Genomic DNA, 11,868 nt, shown 5'->3' on the forward strand with positions numbered 1-11,868 from the left:
TTCAAGACATAACAGCGCCGCCAAGGCGACTGTCCAGTACACCCCCAAGAGGATGCAGCAATGACTGACGCCTATATCTATGACGCCATCCGCACGCCGCGGGGCAAAGGCCGCAAGGACGGGGCCCTTCACGAGGTCTCGGCACCGCGCCTGAGCAGCGTCGTGCTGGACGAATTGGCCGACCGCAACGGCTTCGAAGGACATGCCCTCGAAGACGTCATATGGGGCAACGCGACCCAAGTCATGGAACAGGGTGGGTGCCTCGCCCGGACGGCTGTTCTGGGCTCAAAGCTGGACGAACGGATCCCCGGGCTGTCGATCAATCGCTTCTGCGCCTCGGGCATGGAGGCCGTAAATCTGGCCGCAAACCAGATCGCAGGTGGGGCGGGTGATGCCTATATCGCTGGCGGCGTGGAGTGTATGAGCAGGGTCGCCATGGGCTCGGATGGCGCGGCGGTGGCGGTGGACCCCTCCATCGCAATGAACCAGTACTTTGTCCCCCAGGGGATCAGCGCGGACATTATCGCCACCGAATATGGTTTCACCCGCTACGACGCCGACGCCTTCGCCGTCGAGAGCCAGCGGCGGGCCGCAGCCGCATGGGAGGACAACCGGTTTTCCAAGTCGGTCTTTGCGGTCCGCGACATCAACGGCCTGCCGCTACTGGACCACGACGAATACATCCGTCCCGGAACCGACATGCAGAGCCTGGGCGCCTTGAACCCAGCCTTTCAGGCCATGGGCGAGGTCATGCCCGGTTTCGACAAGGTCGCCTTGATGAAGTACCCCCACCTGCCGGCCATCAATCACGTCCATACGGCGGGCAATTCGTCCGGTATCGTGGACGGGGCCGCTGGGGTTCTGATTGGCAACAAGGCCTTTGGGGAAAAGTGGGGCCTAACACCCCGGGCACGGATCAAGGCGACGGCGAAGATCGGAACGGACCCGACGATCATGCTGACAGGTCCGGTTCCCGTGACGGAAAAGATCCTGGCCGACAGCGGCATGTCCATCGGCGACATCGACCTGTTTGAGGTGAACGAGGCCTTCTCGTCCGTCGTGCTGCGCTTCATGCAGGCGTTCGATGTGGACCATGACCGGCTGAATGTGAACGGCGGGGCGATCGCCATGGGGCATCCGTTGGGCGCCTCCGGGGCAATCATCATCGGCACCCTTCTCGACGAGTTGGAGCGGACGGGCCAGGGCACCGGTCTCGCCACGCTCTGCGTCGCCTCTGGCATGGGCGCGGCCACAATCATCGAGCGGGTCTGACACAGTGGACGAGGCGCGCGTCATCTATCAGGCCTTTCTCGACCATACGTCCCAGGCCGCCTGGGACCGGGATTTTGAGACCGTCGCCGATGCAATGGCCTATCCCCATTATATCGGCACGCGGGGTCGGGAGGTCACCGTGCCTGATCGCGCAAGCCTCATCACACTGGCCCGAGACTTTCGGGACAACCTGCACACGCTGGGGGCCACGGCGTATTACCGCATCTGTCGCGGCGCCACGTTTGGCGGCGACGCCCAGGATCAGATCAACGGCCTGCACGAAACCTTTGTGCTGCGGGGAGCGACGATGCTGCTCACGCCGTTCACAGGCACGATGACGCTGATCTTGCGCAACGGCACCTGGCACGGTGCCGGGATCCGGTCGGATGTGCGCAATGCCGACCTGCGGATCAATGCAGCCCCCCTGCCCCACACTGGCGCCTGCGCGCCCAACGAACACTCCGGCCCGGCCGGACCAAAGACCGAGGACAAAACATGACCGACTTCACTTGGGAGAAGGACGCCGAGGGCGTTGCCACCATCACTTGGGACGTCACTGCGAAATCCATGAACGTTCTGAGCCTCGAGGGCTGGGACGAGTTGGACACCTGCGTTACCGAGGCCCTGGCAGATGACAGCGTCACAGGGATCATCATCACCTCAGGCAAGGATACCTTTGCCGGTGGTATGGACCTGAATGTCATTGCCAAGATGAAGGCCATGTCGGGCGACGATCCGGCGGCGGGCCTGATGGAGGGGCTGATGCGGTCCCACGGAATCCTCCGCAAGATTGAGCGGGCGGGCATGGACCCCAAGACGCTGAAAGGCGGCAAGCCCATCGCCTGCGTGTTGCCGGGCACGGCGCTGGGCATCGGGTTTGAAATCCCGCTGGCCTGCCACCGCATCTTTGCCGCCGACAACCCCAAGGCCAAGATCGGTCTGCCCGAAATCATGGTGGGCATCTTCCCCGGCATGGGCGGCACCACGCGTTTGGTGCGCAAAATGGGCGCTATGGCGGCCTCGCCCTTCCTGCTGGAGGGTAAGCTGTCTGACCCGAAGAAGGCCAAAGCCGCCGGTCTGGTCGATGAGGTCTCGGACGATCCCATGGCCGACGCACGCGCCTGGGTCCTGTCGGCGACGGACAAGGACATCGTGAAACCCTGGGACGCCAAGGGCTATAAGATGCCCGGTGGCGCGCCCTATCACCCGGCGGGGTTCATGACCTTCGTCGGGGCCTCGGCCATGGTGAACGGCAAAACCCAGGGCGTCTATCCGGCGGCCAAGGCCCTGCTGAGCGCGGTCTATGAAGGCGCGCTTGTCCCCTTCGACACCGCCCTGAAGATCGAGGCGCGGTGGTTCACCCATGTGCTGATGAACCCCTCGTCCGAGGCCATGATCCGCTCGCTCTTCATCAATAAGGAAGCGCTGGAGAAAGGCGCCAACCGCCCCGAGGCCCCGGATCAGAAGGTGCAAAAGGTCGGCGTTCTGGGCGCGGGCATGATGGGCGCGGGTATTGCCTATGTCTCGGCCAATGCGGGCATCGAAGTCGTTCTGATTGACCGGGAACAGACCGCCGCCGACAAGGGCAAGGCCTATTCTGAGGGGATCCTCGACAAGGGGATGAAGCGCAAAAAGGTCACCGAAGAGAAGAAGGCAGAGGTGCTGGGTCGCATCACCGCGACCACGGACCTGCAGGCGCTGCAGGGCTGCGACCTGATCGTCGAGGCGGTGTTCGAAGACGTGGGCGTCAAGGCCGAGATGACGAAGGCCGTGGAGGCCATCGTGGGCGAGGACTGCATCTTCGCCACCAACACCTCGACCCTGCCGATCACCGAACTCGCCAAGGCCAGCGCCCGGCCGGAACAGTTCATCGGCATCCACTTCTTCTCGCCCGTCGACAAGATGCTGCTGGTGGAAATCATCAAGGGCAACACGACGGGCGACCGGGCCACGGCCAAGGCGCTCGACTTTGTGCGTCAGATCCGCAAGACCCCCATCGTGGTCAACGACGCGCGCTTCTTCTACGCCAACCGCTGCATTATCCCTTACATCAACGAAGGCATCCGCATGGTGGCCGAGGGCGTGAACCCGACGCTGATCGAAAACGCCGCCAAGCTGCTGGGCTTCCCGCTTGGGCCTCTGCAATTGGTGGATGAGACCTCCATCGACCTGGGCGTGAAGATCGCCAAGGCCACCAAGGCCGCCATGGGCGATGCCTACCCTGATGGGGCCGTGGACGAGGTCTTGTTTGCCTTCGCCGATGCGGGTCGTCTGGGCCGCAAGAACGGCGCGGGCTTCTACGACTACGACGACAAGGGCAAGCGCCAGGGTCTTTGGGGAGAGCTTGGGTCGCGGTATCCGCAGGCCGACACCCAGCCCGACCTGCATGAGGTGCAGAACCGTCTGATGTTTGCCCAGGTCCTAGAGGCAGTGCGCGCGCTGGAAGAAGGCGTGTTGGAGGACATCCGCGAGGGCGACGTCGGCGCCATCCTGGGCTGGGGCTTCGCGCCCTGGTCGGGCGGGCCGTTCAGCTGGCTCGACATGGTCGGCGCCGATTGGGCGGTGGAATGCACCGAAGCGTTGAGCGAGCGCCACGGGGACCGCTTTGCCACGCCCCAGTTGCTCCGCGACTTAGCGGCAGCGGGCGAGACCTTCTATGGACGCGCTGCCGCTGCGCAGGCCGCTTAAGGCAGCCGCCCGCCCATGCGACGCCCGCCCCCCGGGCGTTGCACCCCACTCCGGCCTCAAGGCGAGCCAGTATCGCCACGGGTGCCCGCGAATGACCGTGCAGGCGCCGGGATCGTTTCGCGAATCCGCCCCAATTGACCGTCATCGTTTCCCATGAAGCCCCCCAAACGACTGGGAGAAGGGAAATGAAACACATAATCCTCGCGCTTGTCGCGCTTACGACCTCTGCGGGGGCCGCCCAGGCCCTCGATTTTACGCGCATCGCCAGCGAGCATTCCTTCCGCACGTTTATCGCGGGCCGCACCCTTGTGGACGAATTCGGCGGCACGCTGATCTTTGCGGCCAATGGCGGGATCGCGGGCCAGAAAGACGCTTTGGTCGTCTCGGGCGGTTGGGTGTGGAACAACGGCGCCCTGTGCCATCGGACAAGGCTCGACGGGATCGCGGTCGAAACCGACTGCAAACACCTCTATTTGCGTGGAAATACCGTGGTGATGCAGCAAAAGCGAGGCCGCTCCACCGAGGAGATTTGGACGGTCCGGTAAACCGAACCGCCCTATCCCAAACCGCGCTCAGGCGAAGATGAACGCGTCTGCCGTAATCGGACCGCCTTGGGCAAAATCCGCGACCGTAAGCCCCTGCAACAGCACGGTTTCGGTCCCGGCAAAAAGCTCCGCCGTGCCCGCCGCATCGCGCAGGTTGTTAGCGACCAGGTCGTCGAAGCTTGTCGCGACGCCCAAGCCACGCAGGTCGATCACATCACCATCGGCTGCCGTAAAGTCCGTGATCACATCCTGGCCCGTGGCAAACCCAAAGACAAAGGTGTCAGCGTCGGCGCCGCCCGATAGGGTGTCGCTCCCAGTCCCACCAAACAGGGTGTCGTCGCCACCGCCGCCTTGCAGGGTGTCATTCCCGCTGCCCCCGTCGAGAGAGTCGTCCCCGCTCGTGACGACGTCTGGGTCATCGCCCGTCAGGTTGTCGTTGCCGGAGCCGCCCCCCAAGGTGTCGTCGCCAGCGCCGCCGAACAGGACATCGGCGCCCTGTCCCCCGTCCAAGTTGTCGTTGTCCTCATCGCCGTTGAGGACATCCGTCCCGGCGCCGCCTTCAAGACGGTCCGCGCCGGTGCCGCCGAACAGGACATCGACCCCATCACCGCCGAACAACCAGTCCTTACCGGTTTCCCCAAAGAGAAGGTCAAAGCTGTCGCCGCCGTATAGCGTGTCATGGCCGGTGCCACCGTACAGCGTGTCTCGCCCGTCATCGCCATACAGAAGGTCAAAGCCGCCTTCGCCCTGCATGCGGTCCGCGCCCGCGTCGCCATAGAGAACGTCCGCATCCCCTTGGCCATTCAGGTCGTCATTGCCGTCGCCACCATAGAGCGTGTCGAGGCCAAATCCGCCCCGCAGGTTATCATTCTCTTCCCGGCCATAGACGAGATCATCGCCCGCATCCCCAAAGAGGGTGTCGTTGCGGATGCCGCCGTCCAGCGTGTCGTTGCCGTCGCCGCCGTAGAGGAGGTCTCGGGCGAACCCACCTTCCATGCTGTCGTCGCCCGCGTCGCCATACAGCGTGTCACGGCCAACCTGTCCGTAAATCGTATCGTTCCCGGACCCACCCCGGAGAGAGTCGTCGTTGCCTGAACCGGTTCGAGCAATCAAATCACCGTAGATCAGGTCGTCGCCTTCACCGCCGCTGATCGTATCCTTCAGGAGCCCGCCTTCCAGCGTATCGTTCCCCTGATCACCGCGAATGACGTCGCTTCCCATCTCGCCATGGATGACGTCATCATCGGCACCGCCATCGATCGTATCCCGTTCAACCCCACCAAATATGGTGTCGTTACCAGCGTCGCCGAAGATCCTGTCGCGACCGGCACCAGTCGTAACCGAGTCGTCGCCGTCGCCTCCCAAAGCATAGTTTCGTCCGTCGACGGCAAGCAACGTATCGTCGCCGTTGCCCCCGGAAAGGTAATCATCGCCAACGCCAGCGATCAGCAGATCATCACCGTCCTCACCATAAAGATCATTTCGACGCCCATCATCTTGGCCGTCTTGTGAATGCCCAATAAGAAAATCTGCCCCGTTTCCCCCGTAAAGACTATCAACGCCATTGCCGCCTTCGAGCGTATCATCTTCGTTCTGACCGTGTAGACGATCACTACCGTCCCCGCCCAAAAGTGTATCTTGTCCACCGCCGCCGCGCAGGGTGTCTCTCCCGTCTCCACCATCCAGAAGATCGGGAGAGGCCAAACGAACCGTTTGGTCTTGCTCATCCGCAACGGCATGGCCCGTCATGGAGACGTTCAGTTCGTATTGCCTCCCTTCTTGAACTACTCGTCGCGAGTATCGCGCCGCTTCAATCACGAGAGTGAGATCAGAACCGCTCTCGTTCCTATACTCCAAGTAGGAGTCCAAGCCGGTGTCAGAGCCTTCGCCGCCAAGTCTTCGGCTTGCGTCATCGTTGGACGCGACTTCTCGTTGCGCCGTCAGCACGCCGTCAACGTAACTGCTAGAAAAAACGCGGAGATAGGTATCAAAGCCGTTCGTTCGGTCCGTATCCATATCAAGCGTCAAGGTCTCGCCAGCCGGAAGGGTCAGAACGAAGTTGTCGAAGGCGTTCGCGCCGAGACCAAGAATAGTCGTATGTGGAACGGAATTGTCGCCGATGCGCGGATTGTCAGCAATCACCCATGCCCTCGGATCGTCAATATCCAAGGCCGTTGCAACGGTGCCATTGCTATTGTCATCGTCAACGAGCGAGAAGTCGAGGAGGACGTCGCCATAGAGCACGTCATCGCCACCAAGCCCGCGCAGTTCGCCGACATCAATACTGCTGTCTTCTTGCTGACCCAGAACGTCGTTCTCTTCCGTCCCAATAATGAGTGTGTCTGTCGATAGAATGACGGCCATGGTTTGTTCCTAAAAGCAATTGTACGTACTCTGCGCGATTGAAGGTGCCTTCCCCTGCCATCGGCCCAGAAACCGGAGGGACCCGGCCTGCCGCCCAGAGGTCTGCTATTGGCGGGAACTTGCCAGCAAAAATCTGAAACCCGCCAAGGAATTGGCGGAAATCCACCGATGCGGCTTAAAAAGCGTATCCAAAACGAGCGATATCGTCGGCACAGACCTGTTCCACGCGCGCCCGGGTTGCAGCGGTGTAGTACCCCCTCCAATCCGCCTTGCGGGTGGAGACATTCACACGGCCCATCCGCAGATCGAACCCAAGCAGGTCGGCAAAGGGTTTGAGGTCCGTCTCCAAATGCTCCAGCCGCACGAAGATCGGCATCTGCTGCCCCGCCACGTAGGACGCATAGGGATTGCGGCGCAGGCTGTTGGCCACGCCCGGATCATCCAAAAACCCCGCGAAGTCCTGCGCGCGCGCTACACGGACGGCCTGATGGTCAAAGGTTTGGTCCCGCAGCCAGTGGTAGTAGCTGACCAACCTGTCCCACGGATTGCGCACCAGCGTCACCGGAGTCAGCGCATCCAACGTGTCATCCGGCAAGAGCCCCCGTATGTCCGACAGCTTCGAATGCTTCCAAAGCCTACCGACGGTCTTGGCGGATTTGAGGCGATGTCGCCGCTTGAGTGCCTTGGGCGTATCCCCGATCAGGATGTCATCGGCCTTGGCGCGGTCCTCTAACGCCAAGGCAAGGGCCGTCCCGCCTGTCTTTGGGATGTGGACAAAGACATATCCCCGACCGGGCGAGACAATCACGCCGCCACGCTCCGCCGTCCGCGCAGGGCGATCACGCTGCCAGCCGCCACGATCAGCGCCAAGCCCAACACCCCGAACCAGCCCAAGGTGTCGCCCCAAATGAGCCAACCGAACAACGCAGAAAAGCCAAGCACCGAGTATTCGAAGACCGACACAATCGAGGCCTCCGCCAATTGATACCCACGGGTGAGCAGGATCACCGCCAAGAGCGACCCAATCGCCTGCACGGCACACCAGAACAGCACCTCAGAGTTTGGCCAAACCCAGGCCGCGCTCAAGAAGCCGTCGCCTGGACCCAGCACGGTCATAACGGATACCCCGCCGAGCCCCCAGATCCCCATGGCCGTGAAGATACCCAGTGACAACTCCGCCGCGCCTTCCTCGGGGCACCATTGCCGGGTTGCGATCACGGCTGTTGCGTAAAACGCCCCGGCGAGAAGGGGCAGAAACACAAACGGAGACATCGACGACGGGTCCGGCGACAGGACCAAAATAACGCCCAGGAAGCCCGCCAAGACGGCTCCGATCCGCAGGGGCCCAATGGTCAAGCCAAAGAACGCGACCGAGAAGATCAAAACGAAAATCGGCGCCGTAAACAGGCCCGCCGCCACCTGGGCCACTGGCAGGAACCCAAGCGCCCCGAAGTAGATGATCATGGCCGTGGACATGATGGCAGAGCGGGCCACCAACCCGCGCCAGTTGACCACGCGCAGGCGCCCCCCTCTCAGGGCCAGCCAGCCCAGGATGATCGCCCAAATCATCACCGTCCGAATGATGTGAAAGGTCCACAGGCTCGACTGGTCGGCGATAACCTTCACGAACTGGTCGATGAAGCCGATGATCGCCATGCCGGACAGAATAGCCGCCGCCGCAACAAGGGGTTTGTTGTCCATGCCTCTTGTCCTCGCCCCGTGCCTCGCGTCAGTATCACAGGCCGAGGGGACATGCGCAAGCGGAGGGGGTGCAATGGGCTGGTTACCGGATGAAACGGGTCTGGAGAAATGTGCGGCGAACCATGTGGCGCTGACACCCTTGTCCCATCTGAACCGTGCGGCCTTGATCTGGCCGGATCGGGAGGCTCTGGTCTACGGCGCCGCGCGATGGACCTATGCCAATCTGCGGGATCGCGTGACCCGGCAGGCGGCAATGCTGGCCGCCCTGGGCGTGGCACCCGGCGACGTTGTGGCCACCCTGCTGCCCAATGTCCCGGCGCAGGTCGAAGCGAGCTTTGGCGTGCCCGCCTGCGGCGCTATCCTGAACACGATCAATACTCGGTTGGACGTGGACACCGTGGCCTACATTTTGGGCCATGGCGACGCGAAGGTCGTGCTGGCTGACACGCAATTCATAGCCCTCGCCGAAGAGGCCGCTGCCGCCCAGGACACCCCGCCAACCATCGTCGAGGTCCCGGACCCGGAGGCTGGGTTCCCCGCGACCGGGCGTCACCCGGTGTTCGAAGAGTTGTTGGCCCAGGCAGATCACGGCTTTGAGTGGCACCTGCCCCAGGATGAGTGGGAAAGCATCGCGCTCAACTACACGTCAGGAACGACGGGGCGACCCAAGGGCGTCGTCTATCACCACCGTGGGGCGTATCTGATGACCATGGGGACCGTGGTTAGTTGGCGGATCACGCTGTACCCAAAACTTCTGACAATTGTGCCTCTGTTTCACTGCAACGGATGGTGCCACGCCTGGATGATGCCCCTGGTGGGCGGAACGATTGTTTGTTGCCGGGACGTCTCGGCGGGCGCGATCTTTGATGCCCTGGCCGATGAGCAGGTGACCCATTTTGGCGGCGCGCCTATCGTCCTCAACATGCTGGTGAACGCGGGCGAGGACAGCCGCCGCAGCTTTGACCAAGCGGTCGAGGTCTTTACCGCAGGCGCCCCACCCCCAGCGGCCACTTTGGCCAAGATGGCGGCGCTTGGGTTTAATGTGACCCATGTCTATGGCCTGACAGAAACCTACGGCCATGTGTCGGAAAACATCTGGCAACCGGGCGATTGGGACACCTTGGACGATGGCGCCAAGGCGGCGTTGCGCGCGCGCCAAGGGGTCGCCTTTCCCATGATGGAAGGGCTGGACGTCTTTGATGCGAACCATGCTCCGATCCCAGCAGATGCGCAAACCCAAGGGGAAATCGGCATCCGAGGCAATGCGGTCATGAAGGGCTACTACAAGAACCCCGAAGCCACAGCCGAAGCCTTTGCTGGGGGTTGGTTCCGGTCTGGCGATATCGCGGTCAAGCACCCCGACGGCTACGTACAGATCGCGGATCGTGCCAAGGACATCATCATCTCAGGCGGCGAGAATGTCTCCTCCGTCGAGGTGGAGGGGGCGCTGATGCATCACGATGCGGTCGACCTCTGCGCCGTTGTGGCCCGCCCAGACGACACCTGGGGCGAGGTGCCCTGTGCCTTCGTGGAGGTCAAACCAGGCGCCCAGACGACCGAGGCAGAGCTAATCGCCTTCGTGCGCGCACGGCTCGCCGGATTCAAAACCCCAAAGGCCGTCGTGTTCGGAGAATTGCCCAAGACCTCCACGGGTAAGGTGCAAAAGTTCGTTCTGCGGGAACGGGCCCGCGCCATGCACGCGACCGAGGCCGAGGGCATCGATTGACAGCGATCGAGGGCATAGACCGGTTGGAGACAACCGGCCTTTGGCGCCAATCGGCCGACGACCAGCGCCAGGACGTCTTCGTCTCAATCGGCGAGGCGGAACTGGTGGTCCAGGACAAGACCGGCGCGACCCTGTCCCATTGGTCGCTGCCTGCGTTGGTGCGGCTCAATCCGGGCAAGACACCGGCGCGATATGCCCCGGCCAAGGACGCCGACGAAGAGCTGGAGGTTGAGGACGAAGACATGGTGACGGCCCTTGACCGGGTCGTGAAGGCCGTGGCCAAGGGTCAGCAAAAACCCGGCCGCCTGCGGCGTATCCTGACCGGCCTGATACTTGGTGCGGGCCTCGGGTTGGGGATCATGTGGCTGCCGGGCGCCATGCGGGATCAAGCGGCGCATCTGTTGCCCTTGGCCAAACAGCAAGACATTGGCCGCCGCATGCTGACGGAATTGACGCTGTTGACCGGTCCTCCGTGTGAGACCGTCACCGGCCGCGAAGCGATGGATCGCTTGCAGGAGCGGATCTTGCCCACGACCCCGGCGCGCATCGAAGTTCTGCGAGACTTGCCCCATCCCGCGCTGGCGCTGCCGGGCGACCTCCTCGTGCTGTCCGATACGCCCCTGCTGACCCAGGACGACCCCGATGTGGTTGCGGGGCACCTTCTGGCCGCTGCCCTGACCGCCAAGGTGGACCGTCCGCTTGTGGCCTTCCTCAGCGGTCTAAACACCCTCGATCTGTTGCGCTTGCTATCGGCGGGCGAGGTCACCGACGCGCAGGTCACAGCCCATGTGGAGGGTCTGCTGCTGGATGCGCCGCCCTTGCTGCCTGCGGGGGAGTTGCGCACCGGCTTTGCTGCCGCGCGGTTGGCTTGGGGCGAATATGCTGCGGTCGCGGGTCTGCCCAGGGGCGTGGCAAGTCCCTCTGACATGACGCCCTCCCTCGACGACACCGGTTGGCAGACATTAAGAGAAATGTGCGACGCATAGCGGCTCGATCCTGCTGAGCAGGTCCCGCCCGCCGCGTCAGCCAATGGACCGCAAGGCCGCGCGGATGAATTTCGCGGCGGATCGATAGTGACTGGACCCCGAGGCCTCGGCCCATCGTCCGGTGGTCCAGGTGTTCTTGGCCCCTTTCATCGGCCCACCATACAAGGCGTCTTCGGAGAGGCCCGCGATCAGCGCCCGCAAGGCCGCCGCCCTCTGGACCAACATCTCGACCGCCTCGGACCATGTCATATGCGACTGCCGCAAACGCAGGTCCGCGTTGTAGCGCTTTAGCTCCGACCACTTGTAGCCCTCTGCCGGAAAGAACACCGGTCGTCCGGCTTGGCCATCGGCGTACCAGCCGAGGAACAGATCGATCCAATGGGCGCGATGGGCGATCACGTCCTTTATGGACACTTCTCCGTCCACGGGCACGAAGGCCGCAGCGGGATCCACCTTACCGATCAAGGCGGTGAGCTTGCTATATTCCTTGTCCGTCACGGACAGGAGCTCCGCTTTCGTGGTCGCAGGCATGGCCAAACCCTCCTGACGTGAGGATGTCCCGTGCCCCTAGGGTATGTCGTTGATG

General features: G+C 62.8%; 10 protein-coding genes. 6 read left to right on the forward strand and 4 right to left on the reverse strand.

Annotation, left to right across the window (positions count from 1 at the left end):
- Positions 1-60 precede the first annotated feature (60 nt).
- From K5R33_RS13620 to K5R33_RS13635, 4 genes are all read left to right on the forward strand, one after another.
- A complete protein-coding gene (locus K5R33_RS13620; protein WP_220749615.1) occupies positions 61-1,272 on the forward strand; it encodes an acetyl-CoA C-acetyltransferase in 1,212 nt (403 codons plus the stop codon).
- A 4-nt stretch (positions 1,273-1,276) separates the two neighbouring features.
- Positions 1,277-1,771, forward strand: coding sequence for a hypothetical protein (locus K5R33_RS13625; RefSeq protein WP_220749616.1), 495 nt, complete (start codon positions 1,277-1,279; stop codon positions 1,769-1,771).
- Positions 1,768-3,960 carry a 3-hydroxyacyl-CoA dehydrogenase NAD-binding domain-containing protein gene (locus K5R33_RS13630; protein ID WP_220749617.1) on the forward strand — a complete coding sequence of 731 codons (2,193 nt, stop codon included), beginning with the start codon at positions 1,768-1,770 and terminating at the stop codon, positions 3,958-3,960. Before K5R33_RS13625 ends, K5R33_RS13630 begins: the two co-directional genes overlap by 4 nt.
- A gap of 185 nt (positions 3,961-4,145) precedes the next feature.
- Entirely contained in the window at positions 4,146-4,505 is a 360-nt protein-coding gene (locus K5R33_RS13635) for a hypothetical protein (protein WP_220749618.1), read from the forward strand.
- 27 nt (positions 4,506-4,532) lie between these two features.
- Here the strand turns inward: K5R33_RS13635 and K5R33_RS19170 are convergent, their stop codons facing one another.
- The 3 genes from K5R33_RS19170 to K5R33_RS13650 form a co-directional block, all read right to left on the reverse strand.
- Positions 4,533-6,869 (reverse strand): calcium-binding protein, encoded by a 2,337-nt coding sequence (locus K5R33_RS19170; protein WP_220749619.1) that lies wholly within the window; start codon positions 6,867-6,869, stop codon positions 4,533-4,535.
- A gap of 175 nt (positions 6,870-7,044) precedes the next feature.
- Positions 7,045-7,677 carry a sulfotransferase family 2 domain-containing protein gene (locus tag K5R33_RS13645; protein WP_220749620.1) on the reverse strand — a complete coding sequence of 211 codons (633 nt, stop codon included), beginning with the start codon at positions 7,675-7,677 and terminating at the stop codon, positions 7,045-7,047.
- Positions 7,674-8,570 carry a DMT family transporter gene (locus tag K5R33_RS13650; RefSeq protein WP_220749621.1) on the reverse strand — a complete coding sequence of 299 codons (897 nt, stop codon included), beginning with the start codon at positions 8,568-8,570 and terminating at the stop codon, positions 7,674-7,676. The genes K5R33_RS13645 and K5R33_RS13650 overlap by 4 nt, the downstream gene beginning before the upstream one ends.
- A 73-nt stretch (positions 8,571-8,643) precedes the next feature.
- Here K5R33_RS13650 and K5R33_RS13655 point away from each other — a divergent pair, with 73 nt between their 5' ends.
- Both K5R33_RS13655 and K5R33_RS13660 read left to right on the forward strand, forming a co-directional pair.
- Positions 8,644-10,296, forward strand: coding sequence for an AMP-binding protein (locus K5R33_RS13655; protein ID WP_220749622.1), 1,653 nt, complete (start codon positions 8,644-8,646; stop codon positions 10,294-10,296).
- Entirely contained in the window at positions 10,293-11,282 is a 990-nt protein-coding gene (locus tag K5R33_RS13660; RefSeq protein WP_220749623.1) for a hypothetical protein, read from the forward strand. Before K5R33_RS13655 ends, K5R33_RS13660 begins: the two co-directional genes overlap by 4 nt.
- Positions 11,283-11,318: 36 nt before the next feature.
- On the opposite strand, the gene K5R33_RS13665 is transcribed toward K5R33_RS13660, so the two are convergent.
- Positions 11,319-11,813, reverse strand: a complete 495-nt coding sequence (locus tag K5R33_RS13665) for a ClbS/DfsB family four-helix bundle protein (protein ID WP_220749624.1) — start codon at positions 11,811-11,813, stop codon at positions 11,319-11,321.
- Positions 11,814-11,868: the final 55 nt, after the last annotated feature.

Origin of the sequence: Jannaschia pagri (assembly GCF_019655435.1) — a bacterium.
Taxonomy (GTDB): domain Bacteria; phylum Pseudomonadota; class Alphaproteobacteria; order Rhodobacterales; family Rhodobacteraceae; genus Jannaschia; species Jannaschia pagri.

Coding starts and splice junctions, on each gene's coding strand:
- K5R33_RS13650 (WP_220749621.1), bottom strand. CDS start 8,570: ATGGACAACAAACCCCTTGTTGCGGCGGCGGCTATTCTGTCCGGCATG.
- K5R33_RS13665 (WP_220749624.1), bottom strand. CDS start 11,813: ATGCCTGCGACCACGAAAGCGGAGCTCCTGTCCGTGACGGACAAGGAA.
- K5R33_RS19170 (WP_220749619.1), bottom strand. CDS start 6,869: ATGGCCGTCATTCTATCGACAGACACACTCATTATTGGGACGGAAGAG.
- K5R33_RS13620 (WP_220749615.1), top strand. CDS start 61: ATGACTGACGCCTATATCTATGACGCCATCCGCACGCCGCGGGGCAAA.
- K5R33_RS13655 (WP_220749622.1), top strand. CDS start 8,644: ATGGGCTGGTTACCGGATGAAACGGGTCTGGAGAAATGTGCGGCGAAC.
- K5R33_RS13630 (WP_220749617.1), top strand. CDS start 1,768: ATGACCGACTTCACTTGGGAGAAGGACGCCGAGGGCGTTGCCACCATC.
- K5R33_RS13635 (WP_220749618.1), top strand. CDS start 4,146: ATGAAACACATAATCCTCGCGCTTGTCGCGCTTACGACCTCTGCGGGG.